This window comes from Kushneria phyllosphaerae (genome assembly GCF_900312995.1).
GTDB lineage: Bacteria > Pseudomonadota > Gammaproteobacteria > Pseudomonadales > Halomonadaceae > Kushneria > Kushneria phyllosphaerae.
Map to the genome: position 1 here is coordinate 366,152 of NZ_ONZI01000003.1, position 24,526 is coordinate 390,677.

Genomic DNA, 24,526 nt, shown 5'->3' on the forward strand with positions numbered 1-24,526 from the left:
CTCACCACAGGCGTCGGCCCGGGCCGGCGTCTTTCAGACACTACGGGTCTGCCGGACAGCAGGGCATGACCCAGGAAGGAGAATGGATCACATGGCAGACGATCAGCTTCGTATTCGCTTGCTGGCCTACCGAATCTGGGAAGCCGAAGACTGCCCGGACGGGCAGGCCGAGCGGCACTGGCACATGGCCTGTCGCATGGTGGCCGCCGAGCGGATTACCGACGTTCCTCAGGATGCTCAGCCGCGCTCGACGGTGCGCAGTACAAAGGCGCCCGAGCCGGTTGCCGCTGCAGCCACACAGGCTGAAACCCAGGCGGCCGCTGATGCGACCGGCGAGCCTGCGGCCAAAAAAAAGGCACCGGCCAAACGGGCCAGTACGGCAAAAAAGCGCACCGCCGCCGGTAGCGATGACAAGGCCGCGGCTTCCAAAACCGCTGCCGGCAAGGCAGCCACAGGTGTTCGAAAAACGACGGCCACAAAAAGGAAGGCGGCCGCCAGTAAAGAGACTGCTGCCAGTGGCAAGCACAGTAACAGCAGTAATGATGACAGTTCGAGCCAGTAACCGTGCCATTCAGCACGGTCCGAGCCCTTGTATTTCCCTTTTGGGAGTGATGTATGACGACAACACCGATCCATCCCGGCGCACCAACCCCCGGGATTACTTCGGGCGGGCGTGAAGCGCCTCTCAGTTCGGCTTCCGGCCAGCAGCACAGCCGGGTCCGTGAAGGCCTGCCCTATCCGCTGGGCGCCAACTGGGACGGCCTGGGGGTCAACTTTGCCCTCTTTTCGGCGCACGCCACGAAGGTGGAACTGTGTCTTTTCAGCGAAGATGGTGAGGAAGAGCTTGAGCGCATCGAGCTGCCGGAATTTACCGACGAGGTCTGGCACGGATATCTGCCGGATGCGCGGCCGGGTCAGCTTTATGGTTACCGGGTTCATGGCGCCTATGAGCCGGAAAACGGTCATCGCTTCAATGCCAACAAGCTGCTGATTGACCCATGTGCACGCCAGCTGGTCGGCGAGCTCAAATGGGATGACGCCCTCTATGGCTACACCATCGGCCACGAAGACGGCGATCTGAGCTTCGACGAGCGTGACAGCGCGCCATTTATTCCCAAGTGCCGGGTCATCGACCCCGCCTTTACCTGGGGACGCTCGCGCGAGATTCATGTGCCCTGGGATCGCACCATCTTCTATGAAGCCCACGTTCGTGGCATGACGATGATGAACCCGAAGGTCAACGAGTCGATGCGTGGCACCTTCTCGGGCCTTAGCGACCCTGCCGTGCTGGATCACCTGCGCAATCTGGGCGTGAGTTCTCTGGAGTTGATGCCGATCCACGCCTTTGCCGATGACCGTCATCTGCAGGAGAAGGGGCTGCATAACTACTGGGGTTACAACACCCTGTCCTTCTTCGCACCGCACCCGGCCTACATGTCGACCAATACCATCAGCGAGTTCAAGCAGATGGTGGCCTGTTATCACGCGGTCGGCATCGAGGTCATTCTGGATGTGGTCTACAACCACACCGCTGAAGGCAATGAGATGGGGCCAACGCTCTCCTGGAAGGGGATCGACAACGCCAGCTACTACCGCCTGATGCCGGAGGAGAAGCGCTACTACATCAACGACACCGGCACCGGCAACACGGTCAATCTTTCTCATCCGCGTGTTCTGCAGATGGTCACCGACTCGCTGCGCTACTGGGCCGACGAGATGCGGGTGGATGGTTTTCGCTTCGATCTGGCCACCATTCTCGGTCGCGAGCCGCACGGCTTTGACGAAGGGGGCGGTTTCCTCGACTCCTGTCGTCAGGACCCGCTTCTGTCGCAATGCAAACTGATTGCCGAGCCATGGGACTGTGGTCCCGGGGGGTATCAGGTCGGTGGTTTTCCGCCGGGCTGGGCGGAGTGGAATGACAAGTTCCGCGACACCATGCGTGCTTTCTGGAAGGGCGATGAAGGCCAGCTGGCCGAGTTTGCCACACGCCTGACGGGTTCTGCGGATCTGTTCAACCATCGCGGGCGCAAGCCGTATTCGTCGGTCAATTTCATTACCGCGCACGACGGTTTCACCCTGCGCGACCTGGTGACCTACAACGACAAGCACAACGAGGCCAACGGCGAAGACAACAACGACGGTAGCGACGACAACTACTCCTGGAACCACGGGGTGGAAGGCGAGACCGATGATCCGGAAGTCCGTGAACTGCGCCTGCGTCAAATGCGCAACATGCTTGCCACCCTGATGTTTTCTCAGGGGACGCCGATGCTGCTGGCCGGTGACGAGTTTGGTCGTACCCAGGGCGGCAATAACAACGCCTACTGTCAGGACAGCGACATCGGCTGGGTCAACTGGGAGCTCTCCCAGGAAGGGCGTGATTTGCTGGCCTTCACCCGCCACATCATTGCCCTGCGTCGTCGCTATCCGATGCTGCATCGCAGTCGTTTCCTTACCGGCGACTGGAACGATGAGCTGGAAGTCCGCGATGTGACCTGGCTGACCCCGGACGCCGAGGAAATGGATGTTGGCACCTGGGAAGCGGATCACTCCCGTGCCATTGGTGTCCTGCTGGACGGTCGTGCCCAGCCGACCGGCATCCGTCGGGCCGGTTCACACAGTACGCTGTTGATGGTCGTCAATGCCCATCATGAGTCGATCACCTGGACGCTGCCTGAAGTTTCCTCCGGCCGACACTGGGTCTTCAGGCTTAACACGGCCGCCCCTGCCAGCAGGGAGGGAGAGCAATACGGGTTCGGCAGCACCTATGAGGTTGAAGGTCGCTCGATGGTGATGCTGGAACTGGTACGCGATGACAATGGTGCCAGCCGTAACGGGTAGTTCAGCATGACTGGTTAAACCACGCCGCCGATGACCTCGGGTCATCGGTGGATTGCCGACAGCCCTGTCCGTGTCGAGCAAGGACAAGGGGCTGCGCCCAGGGAAAGGAGCGAGCAGCAAATGTCGATGGTGCAACGCAATACATCCCGAAACGATGCGCAACAGGATGCGCCGGTAATTCAGGCGGCCATGTCCGACCGCATTGCCATTGAACAGATTGAACCCAACGTTGAGCAGGGGCGCTTTGCCGCCAAGGCCATCGTCGGGCAGCCGGTCAACATCACGGCGGTTATCTTTGCCGATGGTCACGATGTGCTTGCCGCACGTGTCCGCTGGCGCTGCACTCAGGGAGAGGCGCAAACAACATCGGCTACAGAAGGTAAATGGCACAGCGAGACACTGACGCTGGTCAAACCGCTGGGCAATGATCTTTGGGAAGGTGTCTTTACGCCCTCTGTCACGGGGACCCACGAATTCGCGATCGAGGCCTGGTGGGATCTCTACGGTACCTATCATTATGAGCTGAGCAAAAAACACGCCGCCGGTGTGCCGATTGTACTGGAACTGCAGGAAGGGCATGCGCATGTCTCTCGGGCACTGGAGCGTGCGACTGCCGGCAGTGAACAGGCCGGGGCGCTCGAGACGCTGCAGGCGCAGTTGAAGGCCGCCGGTGACGAGAGTGAGCAGGTCGCGCTTTTGCTCTCGCGGGACACCCTGACGCTGATGCAGCAGTGTGATCCACAGCACCATCTGAGCCGCAGCAGGGTCATGCCGCTGGACGTCGACCGCGCACTGGCGGAATTTGCCAGCTGGTATGAGCTTTTTCCCCGTTCGGAAAGTCCGACCCCCGGTCAACACGGCACGTTCAATGACGTGCATGCCCGGCTGCCGATGGTGCGTGACATGGGCTTTGACGTGCTCTATTTTCCGCCCATTCATCCCATCGGCCATGCCCATCGCAAGGGCCCCAACAATACGCTGACCCCCGGCCCCGATGACCCGGGCAGCCCCTATGCGATCGGCAACGAGCACGGCGGTCATGATGCTGTTCATCCGGAGCTGGGCACGCTAGAGGATTTTCGGGCTCTGGTGACGTCCGCTCATGAACACGAGCTTGAAATTGCGCTGGATTTCGCTATCCAGTGCTCGCCGGATCACCCCTGGCTTGATGAGCACCCCGGCTGGTTTGCCTGGCGCCCGGACGGCACGATTCGCTACGCCGAAAATCCGCCCAAGAAGTATGAAGACATCGTCAATGTCGACTTCTACGCCGAGGATGCCGTTCCGGGCCTGTGGCTGGCGCTGCGCGATGTTGTTCAGGGCTGGGTGGATGAAGGCGTGAAAATCTTTCGCGTCGACAATCCGCACACCAAGCCTTTCCCGTTCTGGGAATGGCTGATCGCTGATATCCGTTCGCGTGATCCGGATGTTCTCTTTTTTGCCGAGGCCTTTACGCGCCCCGCCATCATGGCGCGGCTGGGCAAGGTCGGTTTTACCATGAGCTACACCTACTTTACCTGGCGCAATACCAAATCCGAGCTGACCGAGTATCTGACCCAGCTCAACGAGTCACCGCTGCGCGAGTGCTACCGGCCCAACTTTTTCGTCAATACGCCGGATATCAACCCGACCTTTTTGCAGGGCTCGGGCCGTCCGGGCTTTTTGATTCGGGCCGCACTGGCGACCATGGGTTCGGGGCTCTGGGGCATGTATTCGGGCTTTGAGATCTGTGAGGCGGCGCCGGTGCCGGGCAAGGAGGAGTATCTCGACTCCGAGAAGTACCAGCTCAAGGCGCGGGACTATTTCGCCCCTGGCAACATCAGCGCCGAGATCGCCCGGCTCAACTGGATCCGTCGTCAAAATCCGGCGCTTCAGACCCATCTGGGGGTTCGTTTCGGCACCATCGACAACGACCGCATTCTCTATTTCATCAAGTCAACGCCGGACCTGAGCAATGTGGTGCTGGTGGCCGTCAGCCTTGATCCCTTCCATGACCAGTCGGGCCATTTCGAGCTGCCGCTCTGGGAATTCGGGCTGGAAGATCACGCCGATGTGCACGGCGAGGATCTGATGACCGGTCACCGGTGGACCTGGCATGGCAAGTGGCAGACCACGCACCTGACACCGCAAATGCCCTTTGGCATCTGGCGCCTGCATCCGGCGCAGTAGTTCAGACAACACGTTCAGCAGACGGGATGGCGTGTACATCGCGGGCCGGCGCCCGCGGTTCACGCCTTTCTTCAGGCATGACGCAACACGATCGTCTGCGACCGCTGGTCGGGGCGAGGAGGACAAGGTCTCATGATGAATGCCAGTGATGTATCCGGATCGTCCCAGCAGGCCATGGCAGCCGCCGAGGGAGAGCCCGCCTTTATCCATGACCCGTTGTGGTACAAGGACGCGGTCATCTATCAGGTCCACGTCAAATCCTTTTATGACGCCAACAACGACGGTATCGGTGATTTTCAGGGGCTGATCGAGCGCCTTGATTACATTGCGGGCCTGGGCGTCAACACCATCTGGATTCTGCCGTTTTATCCGTCACCACGTCGTGATGACGGCTATGACATTTCAGAGTACTGCGCGGTCAGCCCCGATTACGGCACGCTGGAGCAGGCGCAGCAGTTTATCAAGGAGGCGCATGCCCGCGGGCTGCGCGTCATTACCGAGCTGGTCATCAATCACTCCTCGGATCAGCACCCCTGGTTTCAGCGTGCCCGTCATGCGCCCAAGGGCTCTCCCGAGCGCGATTTTTACGTCTGGTCGGACAGCGACACCCATTACAGCGACACCCGTATCATCTTTCTGGATACCGAGACCTCCAACTGGACCTGGGATCCGGTGGCCGGCCAGTATTTCTGGCACCGGTTCTATTCTCACCAGCCCGATCTGAACTTTGATAACCCCGTTGTTTTCGACGAGGTCATGAAGGTCATGCACTACTGGCTGGAAATGGGGGTGGACGGCCTGCGTCTGGACGCTATCCCGTATCTGGTCGAGCGTGAAGGAACCAACAACGAGAACCTGCCCGAGACCCACGATGTGTTAAAGCGCATCCGTGCGGTGATCGATGAGCATTTCCCCGATCGCATGCTGCTGGCCGAAGCCAACCAGTGGCCCGAAGACACGCGTCCCTATTTCGGCGAGGGTGATGAGTGCCATATGGCGTTCCACTTCCCGCTGATGCCGCGCATGTATATGTCGCTGGCTCAGGAAGACCGCTTCCCGATCACCGATATCCTGCGTCAGACACCGGAGATCCCTGAAAACTGTCAGTGGGCCATTTTCCTGCGTAACCATGACGAGCTGACGCTTGAAATGGTCACTGACCGCGAACGCGACTATCTCTGGAATCACTACGCCTCTGACCGCCGCGCCCGTATTAATCTGGGCATTCGGCGCCGTCTGGCACCGCTGCTGGAACGCGACCGTCGACGTATCGAACTGCTCAACAGCCTGCTGCTGTCGATGCCGGGCACGCCCACGGTCTATTACGGCGACGAGATCGGCATGGGGGATAACATCCACCTGGGCGATCGCGACGGCGTGCGTACCCCCATGCAGTGGTCAATGGACCGCAACGGCGGCTTCTCGCGGGCCGATCCGGCCAGCATGGTGCTGCCGCCGATCATGGATGCGCTGTATGGCTTTCAGACCATCAACGTCGAGGCGCAGACGCGTGACCCGCATTCGCTGCTCAACTGGATGCGCCGCATGCTGGCCGTGCGCAGCCAGCAGAAGGCCTTCGGTCGTGGTGTCATGAAGCTGCTGTATCCGTCCAACCGCCGCATTCTGGCCTATATCCGCGAATACACCCATGAAGATACCGGTCAGGTAGACACCATTCTCTGCGTGGCCAATGTCTCGCGTTCGGCACAGGCCGTGGAGCTGGATCTTTCCAGCTGGGAAGGCCATGTGCCGGTAGAGATGATTGGCGGCAGCAGCTTCCCGCCGATCGGACAGCTGAGCTATCTGTTGACCCTGCCGCCCTATGGTTTTTACTGGTTCCTTCTGGCGCCGGAGACAGCCATGCCGACCTGGCACACGCCGGCTCAGGAGATGATGCCGGAGCTTCTGACGCTGGTGATCAAACAGCGTCTGGATGAAATCGGCAGCGGGCGGACACGTCGCTCGCTGGAAAGCGAGAGCCTGCCGCAGTATCTACCGCGAAGGCGCTGGTTTGCGGCCAAAAACAGCACCATCGACAAGGTCTCGCTGGCCTGGGCGGTCGGTCTGAATGGCCCGGTCATCGATGAGCACGCCTCCGACTCGCCCAGAATATTGCTGGCCGAAATTGAGGTTCAGGCGCATCAGGGCAACGAGCCATCATCCTGTGAGCGCTATGTGCTGCCGCTGGGCATGATCGGTGAAGATGAAACGGCGCTGTTGCCGCAGCAGTTGGCCATGGCCCGCATTCGCCGCGGGCGTGATGTTGGTCTCTTGACCGATGCCTTTGCGATGCCGGGCTTTCCGATGGCGGTCGTTCAGGCACTGCGTACGGGCATGGTACTGGATCTGACCCACAGCGCCGTGGAAACGAACGCCGAGGCGCCGCGTCCGGGCGAGCTGCATTTCAGATCCACCTCGCTTTTGAGCGAAATGGAAATGTCGGCGCAGGATGCCGAGACGCGCTACCTGAGTGCTGAGCAGTCCAACAGTTCCGTGATCATTGATGAGCGCATGGTGCTCAAACTGATTCGTCGGATTGAAAGCGGCATCCATCCCGAAGCGGAAATGGGACGGTATCTGACCGAGCGCGGCTTTACGCATATTGCACCCATGCTCGGCGAAGTGACCCGCATGGATGATCAGGGCGTGCCGCACGTTCTGATGGTCCTGCAGGGTTACATCGACAATCAGGGCGATGCCTGGGAGTGGACGCTCAACACTCTCGAACGTGCCATTCGCGATGTCAGCGAGATGGTGCAGTCCGAGCAGGACGACGCCTATGACCCGCTGGCGACCCTGACCGGTTTTGCAGGCCTTCTGGGTCAGCGGCTGGGAGAAATGCATACCCTGCTGGCCATGGACACACCGGAGGCCGATTTTGCCCCCGAGGTCGCCGACGAGGCCCGCACGCAGGCATGGGCCGACAGCGTGCGCGCGCAGCTTGCTCGAGCCATGGAAATTCTGGAAAGCCACAAGGGCAGTGCCAGCGAAGAGGATCAGAAGCTGGCCGACTGGCTCCTTGAGCGTCGTGCAGCGCTTGATGAGATGGCGGATTCGTTTGCCCATCACGCGCGCGGCAGCTTGTGCACGCGCACCCATGGCGATCTGCACCTGGGGCAGATTCTGGTGTCGCATGACGATGCCTACATCATCGACTTTGAAGGCGAGCCTGCCCGGTCACTCGATGAACGCCGCATGAAAAGCAGCCCGCTGCGCGATGTGGCAGGGGTTGTTCGCTCCTTTGACTACGCCTCGGCCATGGCACTGGACAACGCCTACCGGTCCGATGTGGCTCATGATCGTGAAGCGGTCAGTCAGGACGTCATCGAGGACTATCGTCACCGGGTCACGCAGTCGTTTTTGCTGGCCTATCGTCAGGCCACGCATCAGGTGGGCCATGAATGGGCGTTCGAGGATGGTGCCAGTGCGGCGCTGTCACTGTTCACTCTGGAAAAGGCCGCCTACGAGATTGCCTATGAAGCCGCCAACCGGCCGGCCTGGCTGAGCGTGCCCATGCGGGGGCTGGTGGCACTCTTTGATGAACTGAGCGCTCGCTCGGGCAATGACATGTCCCAACCAGGGGAGGGTCACCATGACGACTCGCAATAAATTGAACGTTCGCAGTGCGTCAACCGACATCACTCACCTGCACCCTGACGCTGCTCAGGCGCTGGTAGAAGGTACTCATGGCGATCCCTTTGCGGTTCTGGGGCCGCATGAGGTGGATCATGAGATGGTCGTGCGGGCCTTTTTACCGCGCGCCATCGGGGTAGAGCTGCTCGAACGCGACAGCGACCGCGTCATGACCCGGCTGCAGCCGGGTCAGGTGCCGGATCTTTTTGTCGGCCGGCTGGATCGGCTGGCGCCTTACCGGCTGCGCATTCGCTGGCCGCATGGCGAAGAAGTCGTCGAGGATCCCTATGCCTTTGGCCCGCTGCTGGGCGATCTTGATCTCTATTTGATCGGCGAGGGCAATCACCGCGAGCTGGGCACCTGTCTCGGCGCGCAGATGATGACCATCGATGGCGTGGAAGGCGTGCGCTTTGCCGTGTGGGCACCCAACGCACGTCGCGTTTCGGTGGTGGGCGAGTTCTGCCAGTGGGATGGGCGGCGCTATCCGATGCGCCAGCGCCAGCCCACCGGCGTCTGGGAGATCTTTATCCCCGGTCTTGCCGAAGGCAGCGTTTATAAATACGAACTCGTGGGCCAGCAGGGACTTTTGCCGCTCAAGGCCGACCCGGTGGCGCGAGCGACCCAGTCGCCCCCCGAGACCGGCTCGGTGGTCGCCGCACCGCTGTCCCATGACTGGCAGGATCAGGCATGGATGGACGAGCGGGCCGAGCGTCACGGCGCGGATGCGCCCATCTCGGTGTACGAGGTGCACGCGGCGTCATGGCGGCGTCACGGCGGCGATGAGGGCGAGCTTTACAGCTGGGGCGATCTGGCCCAGTGGCTGATTCCCTACGTCAAGGAGATGGGCTTTACCCATATCGAGCTGCTGCCGATCATGGAGCACCCCTTTGGCGGTTCCTGGGGCTATCAGCCGCTGTCGCAGTTCGCCCCCAGCGGCCGGTTCGGCAAGCCACAGGAATTTGCTGCCTTTGTCGATGCCTGCCACCAGGCGGGGATCGGTGTCATTCTGGACTGGGTGCCGGCGCACTTCCCGACCGACCCGCACGGGCTGGCCCGCTTTGATGGCACGGCGCTGTATGAATACCAGGACCCTCGAGAAGGCTTCCATCAGGACTGGAACACCTATATCTACAATCTCGGGCGTCATGAAGTCCACGGCTTCATGCTGGCCTCGGCCCTTTACTGGCTCAAGCACTTCCATGTGGATGCCCTGCGTGTGGATGCGGTGGCCTCGATGCTTTATCGCAACTATTCACGCCAGGAAGGGGAGTGGATTCCCAATCGGCACGGTGGGCAGGAAAACCTGGAAGCGATCGATTTTCTGACCCATCTCAATGAAGTGGTTGGTGAAGAGGCGCCGGGTGCCATCATGATCGCCGAGGAATCCACGGCCTGGCCCGGTGTAAGCCGACCCGTGTCGGAAGGCGGTCTCGGGTTCAACTACAAGTGGAACATGGGCTGGATGCACGACACCCTCACTTACATGAGTGAGGACCCGCTGTATCGCAGCTACCATCACGGTGAGCTGACCTTCTCGCTGGTGTATGCCTTCTCCGAGCGCTTCATGCTGCCGATCTCTCACGATGAGGTGGTGCACGGCAAGGGCTCATTGATCAACAAGATGCCTGGCGATCGCTGGCAGCAGTTTGCCAACCTGCGCGCCTGCCTGTCGCTGATGTGGACGCATCCCGGCAAGAAACTGCTGTTCATGGGCTGTGAGCTGGCACAGTTTCGCGAATGGAGTCACGACCGGGAGCTGGACTGGTTTTTGCTGGCCGACAGTGAGCATCAGGGAATCTCGGATCTGGTCCGCGATCTCAACGGCCTCTATACCAGCGAGCCGGCCCTGCATGAGCTGGACTGCGTACCCGAAGGGTTTGAGTGGGTGGTCGGCGATGATGCCCAGAACAGCGTTCTGGCGTGGCTGCGCTGGAGTCGCGATGGCGAGCCGGTGCTGGTGGTGATCAATCTCACGCCGCAGACGCTGTCAAATTACGGTGTTGGCGTGCCTACGGCGGGTTACTGGCAGGAGTGCTTCAACAGCAATGCGCGCACGTATGGCGGCACCGGTGCCGGCAACGATGGCGGGCGTGAAAGTGAAGCATGTGAAAGCCATGGCCATCCGTTTACGCTGTCACTGCATCTACCGCCGCTGGGTGCCGTGATGCTCAAGCCTGGCAAGGCAGCGCTGACGTAATCCGAGAGTGGGGCATAGGGCGTAGTCCTGCTACGCCATGTGCGACAAAACGTGCATCGCGGTAGCCCTTTAAAACTTCTTTAATATAATGGAAGTCTTATGTAGAGGGCTGCCGCCCTGCATGACTCATTGAGGGTGGCTGTTCCCGGTGAACAGGACGGGAGGTCGCCATGCATCATTATCGTCACTATCCTCTCGGTGATATCGCCGTTTTCATTCTGGTGATACTGCTTTCTCTTCTGATTCTGATGGGTGGAGACACCCTGACGCCTGATCGGGGCAATAATATGCCCGTCTGGTGCGAGCACCATGACGGGCATTGTCCGGGTGTTTCAGGCGACCCGGCGCGCAGTCTTGACGGCTAGCTGCTGAGCCTAGTTTTCCAGCGCTTCACCGGCACGCTGCAGCAGGCTTGATGTGGCCTGGCGCGTATCCTTCCAGGCGCTGCTGGCAGCGTCGCTGGTTTTTTGCCATGTCTGCGAGGCCTGTTGACGGGCATTTTGCCACCAGTCATTGCTCCAGGTGTCCTGCTGTTTGAGCGCGTCGCGATCAAGATTAACGATGACGTTGTATTCCAGCTCATCAAGGTCGGTATCTGCGCTGGTTTCAACCGTGAAATCACCGCGCTGAATGACATAGCCATGGTCCTGCGGGCTAAAACTATCGTCGTCGGTTTCAATCACGATGGCCTGAAGCATCATGTCATCGCCAAACAGCAGATCTTCCACTTCTCCGATGTCTTTATCTTCATTTTGAAGGTGAACATGCGCATCCATGAGCCTGTCGGCAGAGTAGAGGCCGTCGGTCGCCGGCTGGCCGGCCTGGGCGACGGCGGTGGCGCTCATCATGACGGCGCCAGCGAGCAGTGAACGATACTTCATGGGGACTTTCCTTGTGTCGTGTTTCCTGAAAAGCATGGCACTCGAACGGCGGTTCTGCCTGACATGGCCGTCGAATGCCAGTTTCACTTAAGCGTTAATAACCAGTCGGTTATGTCGATTTGATGTATCAGGACGACTTGAGCGGGTCGTGCCCCCAGTTCATCAGGGAGTAGCGCCAGCGCGAGGTCTTCCTGTCCTCCTTTTGAGGCGGCTGCCTGAGATGACGTGCCACGTACTGATTGACCTTTTTCATGTGGCTGTAGTCGTTGTCATCAAGCTCTGCCTTGCGCTTTCTTTTGATCTCGACGATGCGACGGCCCGACCGATGTCCGGTAGATTCGCCGTCGCTGCTGTCACCGACTGATCTTGACTCGTCACTTTCAAGCCACTCTTCAAGCTCTTTCGGCGCCATGTTGACGCTGTCCCTGAAATCCTGATAAATCGCTTCGCGGTCATCGCTCATGGTGTCCTCCCTGACACGCAAAAATATTTACCTTCACATGACGGCTCAGGCCTTGCTCAGCTCCTTGTGAAGCTTGAGCACCCGGTCGCCGTCATCCTGTTTGATCATGTAGGCCGGTTCTTCTTCGCTGGCATTGCGGGTGACGTCGCTGCCCTTGATTCGCCGGGTCACCTTGTCGGTATATTTGCGGGTTACCTTGCCTTCTGCCCAGTGCTCTCCCCATTTCCACTTCACGCGCTGACGCTGACGGTAGTGCTCACTCATGACAACATTCCCTGTGGTTTCATGGTGGATTGGACGCCGTGGGTCGACTCGTTTGTCGGTTGACCACGGCGTTTAAGTACCGGATTGCTCAACTCTCGCGGTGGCGATCCTCGCCGGTGGGCACGCTGCTGGCATCCGTGAAAGCGTTCTCGCCAATGTCGTGGGCATCGCGGGCAACCGTATCGGCCGCCCAGGCACCGCGTTTGCCCATCGGGCGCGGCTTGCCGGTGGTCGTGTCCTCACGCGTCTGGCGTTCCAGTTCACAGTTGAGCGCAGCGCCCAGCAATACGATAAAGGCCGACAGCCAGAACCACAGCAGCAGCACCATGACCGCGCCAATGGTGCCGTAGGTCTGATTGTAGTTGCTGAAGTTGCGTACATAGATCGAAAAGCCAATCGAGCCCAGCGCCCAGAGCAGGGTGGCCGTCACGGAGCCGACACTGACCCAGCGCACGCGCGACGGCGCACGGTCAGGCCCATAGCGATAAAGGACAGTGATGGCACTGATCACCAGCATCAGCAGAATGGGCCAGCGAATATAGGTCAACAGCGTGGTGAGTGTTTCACCAAACGGCAGCCAGGCAATCAGCGGGGGCAGCACGGCAATGGTGCCCAGCGTCAGGATGGTCATCAGCATCATGGCGCCGGTCAGTACCCAGGTCATCAGGGTCAGCTTGATCAGGCCTCGCTCTTCCTTTTCCCCATAGATGATGTTGAGCCCGGCCATTAACCCTTTCATGCCCTTGGAGGCGCTGTAGACCGTAAAGACAAGACCTGCCACGGCCGTGATGCTCATGCCGGTGCCGGCACTGTTATTGACCGATAGCGCCTGCTGGCGAATGATGCTGGCGGCGTCGTCGGGCAGCACACTGCTGAGCATTTCGATCTGGCCCTGTACCTGCTGCGGATCAAAGGCCAGACCCCAGATTGAAATGAAGGCAGCGATGGCCGGGAAAATCCCCAGAAAGGCATAAAAGGCGATACTGGCCGCAATCAGCGTGGCGTGATTGGCTTCCACCTGACGTTTGACGCGCAACAGCGTGTCCTTCCAGCCCCGTCCCGGCATGGCTAACGGCGACGTGGTGTTTCGCCCCCTGTCCCTGCCATGATGCTTGTCGGTGGTGTCCTGCATGGTTTGATTACCCCGGTTGAACGATTCAGGCAGGTGCGTCATGCATTCGGGTGCCTGGCGTGTAAATGAAATACCCTGTAGGGCGTCTCCCAGTGTAGCGGCAATAATGCCATCATTGAGATTCGAACCAGGTCACGACGTGTGAATGTTCATGCGTTACAGGCCATCGCGCCTTTGCCACGTCATGCTTGAAGGGTTACGTTCTTGGTCAGTGTAGAGCGCAGGGAAGGTTTCAACATCAAGATCTCGCGAGTGCTTCGGGAAGCCACCGAACACGGGCTGGATCTTTATCTGTTCATACCTGCAGAGATTGACCTTCACCGCAATGTTGTCTCTGAAGGCAGCTTTTATCACAACGCCATTCATTTAAAGCGTACCTACTACAGCAACCAGCGCCATTTACCGCTGGCGCATAGTCGTCTGGCGCGTCGGGATCGGCAGTCGCCCGAGCGTTATCGCTTGAGCCTGAGTCTTTATGCCTATCAATATGTGGTCGCGCTTGAACGTCTGATTGCGCCTCTGGAAGGCGATCCTGATCGAGTCAACGCGGAGGCACTTGAAGAGATCGTCGAGCTGGCGCGTAACGTGACCAAGCGCATGAGGCGCAACCGCCCCGGTGACGACAGCCAGCTCAAGTACTTCATCAATATCGACAACTACATGTCCTGGATTACCGAGCAGCGGCTTTTAAAGCTGATTGCCGATCTGCCCGAAGGTGATGACTCACAGACGCTGGCGCGCGCTGCGTTGCTGGAGATCTGTCGGTTTGAAAACCGCTATCGCGGTGAGCATCAGTACAATTCAAGCCGTGCCGCCCAGAGCCCGTCGCGCATTTCCAACAAGATGCGACTGCTGCGGCGTTTGATAGAGTATCCGGTCACCCTCAAGCAGCGAACGCGCGAGCTGGGCGCCTGGGAGGAGCGCGGCGTCAAGGCGCTGGCCACCGGTGTGGTGATGCTGGTGATCTCGGTGCTGGTACTTGAAGCGCGCAATCTGGTCGGAGATCTGACCCTGCGCTTTGTACTGATTCTGGCGCTTTTGTACGCCATGCGTGAGGTCTTCAAGGAGGATCTGCGCAATACGCTGTGGCGGTGGCTGCGGCGGGGCAGAGCCAAGTGGATGCGTCAGTACTTTGATGTGCACAGCAACGAGATGGTCGGCCAGCAGCGTGAATGGCTCGACTATGTGCGCTTCAAGCGGCTCGATGATGACATCCGTGCCACCCGCGGCGGCGGGGTGACCCAGCGGGAAGAGGTCATCCTGCAGTATCGAAGCCGTTCAAAAATGCTGCCGACGCGATTTCTCAGCGGCTATGAAGAAACCCGCGAGATCATGATGCTCGATCTTTCCATGATCGCGAATCTGCTCGAGGACAGCCATCATCATGTCTATCAGCTGCTGGAGGGCGAGGTGAATCGCGAGGTGGTCGAGCGACGCTATCAGATCAATCTGGTGGCACGCGGCATTCGCGGCTCCCAGAAAACGACCCTGCAGCGCTGGAAAATCAACATGAGCCGTTCAGGCATCGTGGATATCGAGGAATCCACGCCCTGATGGTCACACGCTTGACGCTTTAAACAGCAACGCATGCAAGGAGACATCGATGCAGAACAATACCGATGAAACGGTCCGTACGCCGGAAGAACAGGCGCAAGTGGATCAGCAGTGCCGGTCTCTGGCCCTCTACGAATATGAAAGCTGCCCCTTTTGTCGCCGCGTGCTGCATGAAATCGAGCGGCTGTCGCTCAATATCGAGCTTCGCAACACACGTGAGGACGCGACCGCTCGCGAAGAGCTGATCGAGGGGGGCGGTCGCACCATGGTGCCCTGTCTGCGCATCACTCAGGCCACGGGCGAGGCGCACTGGATGTACGAGTCCGGCGATATCGTGGCCTGGCTGCGCCAGCAGTTCGCCTGATCAAGCGCCATTAACGTGGCCTGAAGGGTTATGCCTGACTCGTCACAATCGTTCACAAAATCATGGCTGACGACCGATTTGTACGGTCTATGCTGTCAAAAGGCACCGGCACATGTGCAGTGCAACAGCAGAACCTGCCGGAGCCATCATGCAGAACAGGAGGTTGGCATGTCAGAGTCGAAAGGTGGCAAGGTAGAAGGAATGGTCGACAAGCTTGGCGGCAAGATCCAGAAAGAGACCGGCAAGGCAGCCGGCGATAAGGATCAGGTCGAAAAAGGTGAAAAGGACCTGGCCAAGGGCGAGCGCAAGACGAATTCCGATAGCAGCAAGGATTGATCGGCGTTCACCATGCTTTTTCTGGCAGTGTCTTTGGTACTGATACAGCGATTGTGCTGATTCAGCGATGATATTGGCAAGACGGCATAACCGACTACACTGAGACAGGCGTATCACGGATACGCAGATATCGCCCACAGGGTCTGGTATCACATTTTCTACATGGAGGTAATTGTCATGGCTACAGATTCCAAGTCCGACAAGGCTGAAGGCGCAATGGACAAGGTCAAGGGCAAGGTCAAGGAAGCCGTAGGCAAGGCGACCGACAAGCCCGGCACCGAAGCCGAAGGCAAGGCCCAACAGTCCAAGGGGCATGCTGAAAGTGCCAAGGGTAATGCCAAGGACGCCATCAAGAAGTAATGCTTTTGATGTGAAGAGTTAATAAAAGAGCCGCTCAATGAGCGGCTCTTTCCATTGGACGGTCATTTTTTGTATTTGAAGCCCCGGCAGCGCTATGGCTGGCCTCGGGAGCGTCGTACAATCAGGGTTTTAACTGCAGGAGGCTTTTTCATGGCCCAGGCAAGTGCACGACATATTCTGGTCAATAGTGAGTCCGAGTGCGAAGCACTCAAAACCGAAATCGAGCAGGGCAAGGACTTTGCCGATGTTGCCCGCGAGCACTCGAAGTGCCCCAGCGGCAAGCAGGGTGGCGATCTGGGCACCTTCGGTCGCGGTCAGATGGTGCGTGAATTCGACGAAGTCGTTTTTACCGGTGACCTCAACAAGGTGCACGGTCCGGTCAAGACCCAGTTCGGCTATCATCTGCTGGAAGTGACCAGCCGCAGCTGATCACGTCCCGTATGCCGTTCGACGATACCCGGGGGCTGCCTGCCATGGCAGCCTTTTTTTGTGGGGTCATCCCGCTGATCAGGCCGTTCGCGCGACACTACGAGCCGGCTGGTTTATCCTGACGGCTGTGAAGCGACTTCGGTCGTATTATTTGATGAACCATTTGGCACTCTGGTGCTGATGGACTGCAGGACTGTGAGGAAGTGCTCATGAAAGACTGGCTACAAACGCTGCCCAAGGCGGAACTGCACCTGCACATCGAGGGCACGCTGGAACCCGAGCTCATGTTCGAGCTGGCCGCCAGAAACGATGTTGCGCTCCCCTATAGCTCCATTGAAGAGGTCCGCGCGGCCTATAACTTCGCCAATCTGCAATCCTTTCTCGATCTCTACTATCAGGGCATGAACGTCCTGCATACCGAACAGGATTTCTTTGATCTGGCGATGGCCTATTTCGAGCGCGCCCACGAAGACGGCGTGGTTCACATAGAACTGTCGTTCGATCCGCAGCCTCACCTGGCGCGCGGCGTGGCCATGCGCACCCTGTTTGCAGGTCTGGGCCAGGCGCGTGAAGAGGCGACCCGGCGCTTTGGCATGTCAACGGCCTTGATCATGAGCTTTCTGCGCGATCGCAGCGCCGAAGAAGCATTGGACGTCCTTGAGCAGGCCGCCCCCTGGTATGGCCAGATTGACGCGATCGGTCTGGACAGCGCCGAGCTTGGCAACCCGCCGGAGAAGTTTACGGCCGTCTTTGAGCGCGCCCGAACGCTGGGGATTGCACGGATTGCCCATGCCGGCGAAGAAGGCCCGGCGACCTATATCAGCGGGGCGCTGGATGCGCTGGATGTCTGTCGTATTGATCATGGCGTGCGCTGTCTGGAAGACGAGGCGCTGGTGGCCCGGCTTGCCAACGAACAGATTCCGCTGACGGTCTGTCCGCTCTCCAATATTTATCTAAAGGTCTTTGAACGTCTGGAAGACCACACGCTGCCCGGCCTGCTTGATCATGGTCTGTGTGTGACGCTCAACTCCGATGATCCGGCCTATTTCGGCGGCGGCATGCTTAACAATTTCGTGGCCTGCCATGAGGCCTTTGGCTGGGATGAAGACGCCTTTCGTGTGCTGGCGCGCAACGCCATTGAAGCCGCATTCATGGACGAGACCCGTCGTGACACGCTGTTAAAAGCGCTGGCCGAGTGCTGATCACCACCCGGTCTGGTGAATGAGCCAGAGTGCGGTACTGATGGTGAAAAAGGCACCGGTCGTGGCGGCCAGCAGTGCCGCCGCGCACAGCCCATCCATTGAAAAGCGCGTCCCGAAGATGGGGTAGACGCTCAGCATGGGGGCACTGGCAATCAGCAGTGCCCCGATCATCAACTCGGTATTGTCGATAGGGAAGATCTGAAAGCCCAGCAGCACCAGCAGTGGATGAATCACCAGCTTGGCCAGCGTAATCTGAGCCACATCACGATACATGCCCCGTACCCTGAGGCCGTAAAGCGTTCCGCCAATCACGAACAGGGCGGCCGGTGCCGAGGCATTGGCCAGCATGTCCAGCGCCTTGTAAAGCGGTGCTGGCACGTCGATGCCGGTCAGCGAGATCGTGGCGCCGGTCACGATGGCAATGATGATCGGATTACGGACCAGCTGTTGTAACGTGGTGCCCAGCATGCGAAAAACCGACACACCCTGCTGTCGGCCCGCCTCGGCAAGCGCCAGACTTAATGGAATCATCAGCATGTTTTCGACCAGCATGCACAGCGCCAGTGCTACCCCGGCGGTGGGGCCGATGACCATGACCGCAATCGGATAGCCGATAAAGCCGCTGTTGGCCGTACCCATGCCCATGGCCATGATGGCACCGTGGTCGAGCCGCTGGCCCTGCAGCCGCGTCAGTCCAAGCCCCAACAGCAGAATGCAAAGCGACCCCAGCCCATAGGCCAGAAGATAGTGAGCGTTGAAGACATCCGTCAGCGCCTGCTGGCTCAGCGCGCGTATGATCAGCGCAGGCAGGGCAAGCGTGACCACAAAACGCCCCACGCCCTGCACATGATCCCGGGTGACCACGCCCCCCATGACAGCGAGATAGCCCAGCGCAATCAGCATGAAGATGGGAGCGGTAATGGCAAGAACTTCCAAGCACGAATCTCCGGGGTGGGGCGTCATGGCCAGGGGTGGCTGACCTTCAGATCTCTGCTCGGGCGGCAGATGACGGTGCGAAGGGTTGTATTTATCGGCTACCGGCGTCAGACAATGGTGATCGAACCACTTTTGCAAAGGGCCCTACCATGCAGGCACGTCCGTTATATCACAATACACTGCACTGCTTTCCGGTCGGGCTTGCCGATGAGCGCCAGCAGCTGGTACATGCTGAAGTCTCTGCCGTGGTCCATGACGGCGAGCGGCTGATTCTGGGCAGCGACAAGCCGATTCCCGGGATTGAGCGCTCCTCGATCTTTGCTGTCGATCTCGACGATCAGGGGCATCCTCGGGAAGAGACACTGACCTATTACACCCAGCCCCTGATTCGTCAGGCGATCAAGTACGAGGACTTCGCGCTCACCGTGGATGGCCATCATGTACTGGCCACCACCGGCTTCGATCGAATTCACCCCGAAGATCACTCCCTCAATGACTATAACCACCTGCTAATCTGGCCGCTCGGAGACCCTGACCGGGTACAGGTCGTGGACCCGGACCCGCGTGACGGCGTGGAAGGCTCACTGGAACTGCGCCAGCGCCTGACGGCCGCCATCGGCATGCCTTATTACAAGATCGAAGGCCTAGCGGCCATTCCGAGCGATGAAGGTGATGGTCTACTGCTGTTTGGTGTGCGTGAGCAGGGTCAGCATTTTGATGACTTCAACTATGTCTGCCGCGTGGTCGGTGCCCACTATCGGATCAATGAGCAGGGCCAAATGACCTTCATCGACGAGATGCGCGAGCACTACACCTTTGAGCCTGGCCTATTCGACGCCGTTGAGCATCTCTGTGGCCTGTCGAGCCTTGAATATGACCCGTATAACCACCGGCTTTATCTGATGACCAGCTTCGAAAACGAGCAGGGCGGTATCGACAGCATCGGCGGCTATCTCTGGGTGATCGATATGGCGGATTTTGCCCGGGGCAGGGTGCCGGCGCTGGTGGAAAACGAAACAGGAGGTCCGCTGGTGTTTACCCACAAGGCCGAGGGGCTGGCAGTGCTGGACCACGAGCGCTTGTTTGTCGCCTACGACAATGACCGGGAGCTGGCGCTGGGGGATCATGATGTTGAGCGTGAACAGAAGTATGCCTGTGAGGCCCCCTGGACGCTTTTGCAGATGATGCAGTGACGCTCGGGGGTCAACCGCAGCGCCCGGGGCTGATACCATGGGCGCGATCCTTTCGTTTTATCTCCCTACGGTGTCATCATGAAAATCGTCATGCGCTACTTCTTTAAAACCCTGCGGCTGGTGCTGGCGCCTGTCATGATCGCCCGTGACCGCTTCGGTCGTCCCGAGCCGATCACGCGTTCGCCTCAGGCGCAGGCCGAGGTGGATCGTGCCTGCCAGACACTGACGCTTTATCAGTTTCGTACCTGCCCCTTCTGCGTGAAGGTGCGTCACGAAATGCACCGGCTGGCGCTGCCGATCGCCCTGCGCGATACCCAGCACGATGATGCTGCCCGACAGGCACTGAAGGCCGGTGGCGGCCGCGTCAAGGTGCCGTGTCTTGCCATCGAGCGTGAAGACGGGCAGACCGAGTGGATGTATGAGTCAGACGCCATCAAGGGCTATCTGCAAAAGCGCTTCGAATCGCAGCCGGCCGTGGCATAGCACGTGTCGGACGTCATGAAAGGCCCCGGCTTGCCGGGGCCTTTTGCGTTTGAAAAAGGCGCTCTGACGGGCGCACCCATCAAGGGCGCTTTTCTTGCAGGACCTGAACACTGCAAACGCTGTCTTATGTGCATGACGCGCAAGGAAAAGGGCATTTTCATGAAATGTCCTGAATTGTCAGATATTTAATGGCCATAAGTACGACAAATGGCGAATGGTGTGCTTTTTTGGCGACGATAGACTTGGCGATTCCACGTAGCAATCCCTCTCTGCGTCCCTGAAAAGGCAATGTCATGAATGCGCTGACTCTGGTGTCATTTTTCTTCTTTACCGCGCTGGTCGCCTTTATCACCTGGCGCATGACACGCCACGATGATCATCGCCATTCCAGCAGCTATTTTCTGGCCGGGCGCAGTCTGACCTTTCCGATCATTGCCGGCTCCTTGTTGATGACCAACCTGTCGACCGAGCAGATGGTCGGGCTCAACGGCGCCGCCTTTACCGATGGGCTATCGGTCATGGCCTGGGAGGTGGTCGCCGTCGTCACGCTGGTCACCATGGCCATGTTCTTTCTGCCCCGCTTTCTTAAAAGCGGCGTGACGACCGTGCCGGAGCTTCTGGCGCTGCGCTTTGACCGCACGACTCAGCTTTTGGCCAATATCATTTTCGTGGTCGCCTACGCCGCCATTTTGCTGCCCAGCATTCTTTACTCCGGCGCACTGGGACTGATGGGGCTTTTGGACCTGCAGACGCTGACCGGCATCGAATCCAACGCGGTACTGCTGGTCCTGACCATCGTTGCGGTAGGGGTTGGCGGCGCCATCTATGCCCTGTTTGGCGGACTGCGATCGATCGCGATTTCCGACACCATCAACGGTGTGGGGCTTTTGATCGGCGGGCTGATGATCGTTTATTTCGGTCTCAATGCGATCAGTGACGGCCATGGCATTCTGGCGGGGTGGGAAACGCTCAAGACCAGTCATCCGGAAAAAATGCGCTCCTGGGGCACCGAGGAGCAGTCGGTGCCTTTCTCCACCCTCTTTACCGGTGTGCTGCTGTTGAACATGTTCTATTGGTGCACCAACCAGCAGATCATTCAGCGTACCTTTGCCGCCAAAACACTGGCCGAAGGGCAAAAGGGCGTACTGCTGACCGGGCTGCTCAAGCTGCTCGGACCGCTGTATCTGGTGCTGCCGGGCATCATTGCCTTTCATATGTATACCGGCCAGGGCGTCAAGGCCGATGCGGCCTATGGCCAGCTGGTGCACGACGTGTTGCCGGCCCCGCTGACCGGCTTTTTCGCAGCCGCCATGGTGGGCGCCATTCTGTCGTCGTTCAACTCGGCGCTGAACTCCACGGCAACGCTCTTTAGCCTGGATGTCTACAAGGCACGATTGAAGCCCGATGCCACCGATGCTCAGGTGGTGCGCGCTTCCAAATGGTCGGGGTGGCTGATGGCCATTGCGGCCATGAGCATTGCACCGCTGATGGCCAGTCAGGAGAGCCTTTTTGTCTATGTCCAGAAGGTCAATTCGCTGTACTACGTGCCGCTGCTGTCGGTCATTGTGGTCGGCTTTCTGACCCGTCGCGTACCGGCCATGGCGGCCAATCTGGCGCTGGTGCTGGGCTGTGTGATCATCGCTGCCTTCTATTTCGTGCCGCCGCTGACCGGCGTGGTCGACTTCGTTTCCAACTTCCATTTCATCGCGATTGTCATGGTGCTGCTGGTGGTGATGATGCTGGCGATCGGCAAAATAATGCCGCGCGCCGAGCCCTGGGTGCAGCAGGACGCCGGTGCCATCGACATGACCCCGTGGAGCAAGGCATGGCCGGCCAGCATTGCGCTGCTGGTGCTGGTGGTCGCCATCTACCTGGCCTTTATCTAGCCTTCTCGCCGAGCGCCTGTGGAGGGATCGCAGGCGCTGACCCACTGTCCACAAACGTACTGTCTATAAAAGCACTGTCCATAAAAGCACTGCCCCCGCGTCGGTTATCCGAGCGGGGGCAGTGTCGTTATCCGGCTGTCAGAATCAGTGCGCTATCGACCAGATACTGACGCCGGCGGGAGAAAGCGTCGCGTCGCCGACCAGATAGCCGGATTCAGGGATCAGATGATCCGGCAGATGGCGGGGCTCGGGCGCGTAGTTGAAGGCAAAGCAGAGCGTGCCGCGACGGCGCAGCCTGACCCCTTCGGGCAATATGGTGGTGGCGATATCGGCTGTGCGACTCGCCTCGGCGAAAATCGCCATCATGCTGTCTTCATCCAGCCAGGCGGTGAGATAGGTCACGCCCTGATGGTCGGTCACTGCCGGCATGCCATCCTCGAAGCGATGGACTACACACGCCTTCAGGCGCTTCTCATCCAGCTGCTCACGCCAACGCAGGGCGTGACCCTGCGGGCTGCCGGGCAGCGTCAGACGTGGCCGGGCGCCGGGGCGCAGGCCATCAACCTGATCGACCGTCACCCCGGTCAGTGGGGTCAGCGGCCCCGGCGCCAGATTGGCGGGGATCTGAAAGTCAGGCGTGCGCGAGCCGGAGCGTGCGCCGATGATCAGCCGTGTGCCGGCGGTTCGGGCAGTATCGAGTCTTTGGGCCAGTGCCTTGTCGGCGATGACCTGACACGGCAGGACGACCATGGCATAGCCATCAAGCGCGGCCGTCGGCGGGACGATATCGACATCCAGCCCCAGCCGGCGCAGGGCGCTGTACCAGCTCAAATGCAGCTCAAGGGCATCAAAGTCGGCGGCGTGCGGTTGAATCTGGCAGGCCCAGACGGCGCTATAGTCGAACATCAACGCCACCGATGCCGGGGTCGTGGTGATGTCCTGCTGCGCCAGCACCGGCAGCTCGTCACGCACGGCCAGCAGCTCCGGCCAGGCACGGGACTGACTGCCGTCGGGGCGCAAAAGGCCCGCGTGCATCTGCTCCTGGGCGAAGGGGGCCTGACGCCAGCGGAAATAGGACACGACTCCGGCGCCATGGGCGAAGGCTTCATGGCTCCACAGGCGCACCATGCCGGGCAGGGGCGCGGCATTGCTGATGGCCCAGTTGACCGGCCCCGGCTGTTGCTCCATGACCCACCAGCGCCCTTTGCACATGGCGCGGTAGAGATCATGATGAAATCCGGCGAAATCCGGATGGCCCTGCCGGCGATAGTAATCCCGCGTCGCCTCATCGTGCGCGCCGCGCTCCAGAAAGCCCAGCGGATAGCTGTCCCAGCTGGCGATATCAAGATCGCGGGCGACGTCGAAATGATCGAACTCGGTAAAAAGCCCCATGAAGTTATGAATAATATCCACGGACACGCCGGCTGCACGCAGGGTATCGACCTGTAACCGGTTATAGGTCACCACCAGATCCGAACAGTAGCGGCGATAATCGAGCACGATGGCCGGGTGGGGCTCGGTCACGGTACCGACCGGCGCCTCGACCTGATCAAACCCGGTGACTTCCATGCTCCAGAACACGCTGCCCCAGGCATGATTCAGCGTCTCGACATCCCCATAACGCTTCTCGAGCCAGTGGCCGAAGCCTTCGCGCGCGGCCGGCGAGTAGCTGAGGATGGTGTCATGACAACCGTATTCGTTGTCGGTCTGCCAGGCGATGATGGCGGGATGGTTCGCGTAGCGCTCGGCCATCAGCCGAACAATGCGCTCGCTCTGGGTGCGATAGACCGGTGAGGCAAAGCAGTAGTGGCGGCGCGACCCGAAACCCCGCGGCCGGCCATGCTCGTCCACGGCGAGAATCTCCGGATGGGCATCGACCAGCCATTTGGGCGGCGTTGCGGTAGGTGTGCCCATCACGATGGAAAGGCCGGCCTCGGCCAGCGTGGCCACGGCCTTGTCCAGCCATTCAAACTGCAGCTCGCCCGAGCGTGGCTCCAGTCGACTCCAGGCAAATTCACCGATGCGTACCACGCTGATGCCGGCCTCGACCATGGCGCGTGCATCGTCGGCCCAGCGCTGGGGCGGCCAGTGTTCGGGGTAGTAACAGACGCCTAACTGCATGATGGGCTCCTGGGGTATGGGCAGTGGATGGTAGTGGCAGGGTGGGCGCATCCGGCGTCGACAGGATGCGCATCAAGGGCTT

Annotated in this window: 21 protein-coding genes; 15 read left to right on the plus strand and 6 right to left on the minus strand. The window is 59.6% G+C overall.

Annotation, left to right across the window (positions count from 1 at the left end; genetic code table 11):
* The first annotated feature begins 91 nt into the window (after window positions 1-91).
* The 6 genes from KSP9073_RS11590 to KSP9073_RS11615 all read left to right on the plus strand — a co-directional run bounded on the left by KSP9073_RS11590 (window position 92) and on the right by KSP9073_RS11615 (window position 11,205).
* Window positions 92-562, plus strand: a complete 471-nt coding sequence (locus tag KSP9073_RS11590; RefSeq protein WP_165814240.1) for a DUF2934 domain-containing protein — start codon at window positions 92-94, stop codon at window positions 560-562.
* Between the two features lie 53 nt (window positions 563-615).
* The gene (gene glgX, locus KSP9073_RS11595; protein WP_108843120.1) at window positions 616-2,841 is read left to right on the plus strand and encodes a glycogen debranching protein GlgX; all 2,226 of its coding nucleotides are present in this window, start codon (window positions 616-618) and stop codon (window positions 2,839-2,841) included.
* Between the two features lie 120 nt (window positions 2,842-2,961).
* Window positions 2,962-5,010, plus strand: a complete 2,049-nt coding sequence (locus KSP9073_RS11600) for an alpha-1,4-glucan--maltose-1-phosphate maltosyltransferase (RefSeq protein WP_207771464.1) — start codon at window positions 2,962-2,964, stop codon at window positions 5,008-5,010.
* A gap of 132 nt (window positions 5,011-5,142) precedes the next feature.
* Window positions 5,143-8,619: a maltose alpha-D-glucosyltransferase gene (treS, locus tag KSP9073_RS11605; protein ID WP_243409214.1), complete on the plus strand. Its 3,477-nt coding sequence runs from the start codon at window positions 5,143-5,145 to the stop codon at window positions 8,617-8,619.
* The gene (gene glgB / locus KSP9073_RS11610; RefSeq protein ID WP_108843121.1) at window positions 8,603-10,840 is read left to right on the plus strand and encodes a 1,4-alpha-glucan branching protein GlgB; all 2,238 of its coding nucleotides are present in this window, start codon (window positions 8,603-8,605) and stop codon (window positions 10,838-10,840) included. The genes treS and glgB overlap by 17 nt, the downstream gene beginning before the upstream one ends.
* Before the next feature lie 170 nt (window positions 10,841-11,010).
* Window positions 11,011-11,205: a hypothetical protein gene (locus tag KSP9073_RS11615; RefSeq protein ID WP_108843122.1), complete on the plus strand. Its 195-nt coding sequence runs from the start codon at window positions 11,011-11,013 to the stop codon at window positions 11,203-11,205.
* 9 nt (window positions 11,206-11,214) lie between these two features.
* Here the strand turns inward: KSP9073_RS11615 and KSP9073_RS11620 are convergent, their stop codons facing one another.
* The 4 genes from KSP9073_RS11620 to KSP9073_RS11635 form a co-directional block, all read right to left on the minus strand.
* Window positions 11,215-11,721 carry a hypothetical protein gene (locus KSP9073_RS11620; protein ID WP_108843123.1) on the minus strand — a complete coding sequence of 169 codons (507 nt, stop codon included), beginning with the start codon at window positions 11,719-11,721 and terminating at the stop codon, window positions 11,215-11,217.
* Window positions 11,722-11,848: 127 nt separating this feature from the next.
* The gene (locus KSP9073_RS11625; protein WP_108843124.1) at window positions 11,849-12,184 is read right to left on the minus strand and encodes a DUF3140 domain-containing protein; all 336 of its coding nucleotides are present in this window, start codon (window positions 12,182-12,184) and stop codon (window positions 11,849-11,851) included.
* Between the two features lie 45 nt (window positions 12,185-12,229).
* A complete protein-coding gene (locus KSP9073_RS11630; RefSeq protein ID WP_108843125.1) occupies window positions 12,230-12,448 on the minus strand; it encodes a hypervirulence associated TUDOR domain-containing protein in 219 nt (72 codons plus the stop codon).
* 88 nt (window positions 12,449-12,536) lie between these two features.
* Window positions 12,537-13,622, minus strand: a complete 1,086-nt coding sequence (locus tag KSP9073_RS11635) for a YihY/virulence factor BrkB family protein (protein ID WP_243409215.1) — start codon at window positions 13,620-13,622, stop codon at window positions 12,537-12,539.
* 162 nt (window positions 13,623-13,784) lie between these two features.
* On the opposite strand from KSP9073_RS11635, the gene KSP9073_RS11640 reads away from it, so the two are divergent.
* The 6 genes from KSP9073_RS11640 (at window position 13,785) to KSP9073_RS11660 (ending at window position 17,825) form a co-directional block, all read left to right on the plus strand.
* Entirely contained in the window at window positions 13,785-15,134 is a 1,350-nt protein-coding gene (locus KSP9073_RS11640) for a hypothetical protein (protein WP_108843126.1), read from the plus strand.
* Window positions 15,135-15,183: 49 nt separating this feature from the next.
* The gene (locus KSP9073_RS11645) at window positions 15,184-15,498 is read left to right on the plus strand and encodes a glutathione S-transferase N-terminal domain-containing protein (RefSeq protein ID WP_108843127.1); all 315 of its coding nucleotides are present in this window, start codon (window positions 15,184-15,186) and stop codon (window positions 15,496-15,498) included.
* A 168-nt stretch (window positions 15,499-15,666) separates the two neighbouring features.
* A complete protein-coding gene (locus tag KSP9073_RS17630; protein ID WP_165814241.1) occupies window positions 15,667-15,834 on the plus strand; it encodes a hypothetical protein in 168 nt (55 codons plus the stop codon).
* A gap of 177 nt (window positions 15,835-16,011) precedes the next feature.
* Window positions 16,012-16,194 carry a CsbD family protein gene (locus tag KSP9073_RS11650; RefSeq protein WP_165814242.1) on the plus strand — a complete coding sequence of 61 codons (183 nt, stop codon included), beginning with the start codon at window positions 16,012-16,014 and terminating at the stop codon, window positions 16,192-16,194.
* Window positions 16,195-16,344: 150 nt separating this feature from the next.
* Window positions 16,345-16,623 carry a peptidylprolyl isomerase gene (locus KSP9073_RS11655; RefSeq protein ID WP_108843129.1) on the plus strand — a complete coding sequence of 93 codons (279 nt, stop codon included), beginning with the start codon at window positions 16,345-16,347 and terminating at the stop codon, window positions 16,621-16,623.
* A 209-nt stretch (window positions 16,624-16,832) separates the two neighbouring features.
* A complete protein-coding gene (locus KSP9073_RS11660; protein ID WP_108843130.1) occupies window positions 16,833-17,825 on the plus strand; it encodes an adenosine deaminase in 993 nt (330 codons plus the stop codon).
* Here the strand turns inward: KSP9073_RS11660 and KSP9073_RS11665 are convergent, their stop codons facing one another.
* Window positions 17,826-18,761 carry an AEC family transporter gene (locus KSP9073_RS11665; RefSeq protein ID WP_243409216.1) on the minus strand — a complete coding sequence of 312 codons (936 nt, stop codon included), beginning with the start codon at window positions 18,759-18,761 and terminating at the stop codon, window positions 17,826-17,828.
* 149 nt (window positions 18,762-18,910) lie between these two features.
* On the opposite strand from KSP9073_RS11665, the gene KSP9073_RS11670 reads away from it, so the two are divergent.
* The 3 genes from KSP9073_RS11670 to KSP9073_RS11680 all read left to right on the plus strand — a co-directional run bounded on the left by KSP9073_RS11670 (window position 18,911) and on the right by KSP9073_RS11680 (window position 22,323).
* Window positions 18,911-19,954, plus strand: a complete 1,044-nt coding sequence (locus KSP9073_RS11670) for a hypothetical protein (RefSeq protein ID WP_108843131.1) — start codon at window positions 18,911-18,913, stop codon at window positions 19,952-19,954.
* Between the two features lie 78 nt (window positions 19,955-20,032).
* Complete coding sequence (locus tag KSP9073_RS11675) at window positions 20,033-20,437, plus strand: glutaredoxin family protein (protein ID WP_108843132.1); 405 nt, start codon at window positions 20,033-20,035, stop codon at window positions 20,435-20,437.
* A 293-nt stretch (window positions 20,438-20,730) separates the two neighbouring features.
* Entirely contained in the window at window positions 20,731-22,323 is a 1,593-nt protein-coding gene (locus KSP9073_RS11680) for a solute:sodium symporter family transporter (protein WP_108843133.1), read from the plus strand.
* Window positions 22,324-22,467: 144 nt separating this feature from the next.
* Here KSP9073_RS11680 and KSP9073_RS11685 read toward each other — a convergent pair whose 3' ends face one another.
* Entirely contained in the window at window positions 22,468-24,444 is a 1,977-nt protein-coding gene (locus KSP9073_RS11685) for a beta-galactosidase (RefSeq protein ID WP_108843134.1), read from the minus strand.
* Window positions 24,445-24,526 lie beyond the last annotated feature (82 nt).

What these genes read in the sequence shown, in the direction of transcription:
- KSP9073_RS11590 (WP_165814240.1), top strand. Translation starts at nt 92, where the DNA reads ATGGCAGACGATCAGCTTCGTATTCGCTTGCTGGCCTACCGAATCTGG.
- glgX (WP_108843120.1), top strand. Translation starts at nt 616, where the DNA reads ATGACGACAACACCGATCCATCCCGGCGCACCAACCCCCGGGATTACT.
- KSP9073_RS11600 (WP_207771464.1), top strand. Translation starts at nt 2,962, where the DNA reads ATGTCGATGGTGCAACGCAATACATCCCGAAACGATGCGCAACAGGAT.
- treS (WP_243409214.1), top strand. Translation starts at nt 5,143, where the DNA reads ATGATGAATGCCAGTGATGTATCCGGATCGTCCCAGCAGGCCATGGCA.
- glgB (WP_108843121.1), top strand. Translation starts at nt 8,603, where the DNA reads ATGACGACTCGCAATAAATTGAACGTTCGCAGTGCGTCAACCGACATC.
- KSP9073_RS11615 (WP_108843122.1), top strand. Translation starts at nt 11,011, where the DNA reads ATGCATCATTATCGTCACTATCCTCTCGGTGATATCGCCGTTTTCATT.
- KSP9073_RS11620 (WP_108843123.1), bottom strand. Translation starts at nt 11,721, where the DNA reads ATGAAGTATCGTTCACTGCTCGCTGGCGCCGTCATGATGAGCGCCACC.
- KSP9073_RS11625 (WP_108843124.1), bottom strand. Translation starts at nt 12,184, where the DNA reads ATGAGCGATGACCGCGAAGCGATTTATCAGGATTTCAGGGACAGCGTC.
- KSP9073_RS11630 (WP_108843125.1), bottom strand. Translation starts at nt 12,448, where the DNA reads ATGAGTGAGCACTACCGTCAGCGTCAGCGCGTGAAGTGGAAATGGGGA.
- KSP9073_RS11635 (WP_243409215.1), bottom strand. Translation starts at nt 13,622, where the DNA reads ATGACGCACCTGCCTGAATCGTTCAACCGGGGTAATCAAACCATGCAG.
- KSP9073_RS11645 (WP_108843127.1), top strand. Translation starts at nt 15,184, where the DNA reads ATGCAGAACAATACCGATGAAACGGTCCGTACGCCGGAAGAACAGGCG.
- KSP9073_RS17630 (WP_165814241.1), top strand. Translation starts at nt 15,667, where the DNA reads ATGTCAGAGTCGAAAGGTGGCAAGGTAGAAGGAATGGTCGACAAGCTT.
- KSP9073_RS11650 (WP_165814242.1), top strand. Translation starts at nt 16,012, where the DNA reads ATGGCTACAGATTCCAAGTCCGACAAGGCTGAAGGCGCAATGGACAAG.
- KSP9073_RS11655 (WP_108843129.1), top strand. Translation starts at nt 16,345, where the DNA reads ATGGCCCAGGCAAGTGCACGACATATTCTGGTCAATAGTGAGTCCGAG.
- KSP9073_RS11660 (WP_108843130.1), top strand. Translation starts at nt 16,833, where the DNA reads ATGAAAGACTGGCTACAAACGCTGCCCAAGGCGGAACTGCACCTGCAC.
- KSP9073_RS11670 (WP_108843131.1), top strand. Translation starts at nt 18,911, where the DNA reads ATGCAGGCACGTCCGTTATATCACAATACACTGCACTGCTTTCCGGTC.
- KSP9073_RS11675 (WP_108843132.1), top strand. Translation starts at nt 20,033, where the DNA reads ATGAAAATCGTCATGCGCTACTTCTTTAAAACCCTGCGGCTGGTGCTG.
- KSP9073_RS11680 (WP_108843133.1), top strand. Translation starts at nt 20,731, where the DNA reads ATGAATGCGCTGACTCTGGTGTCATTTTTCTTCTTTACCGCGCTGGTC.
- KSP9073_RS11685 (WP_108843134.1), bottom strand. Translation starts at nt 24,444, where the DNA reads ATGCAGTTAGGCGTCTGTTACTACCCCGAACACTGGCCGCCCCAGCGC.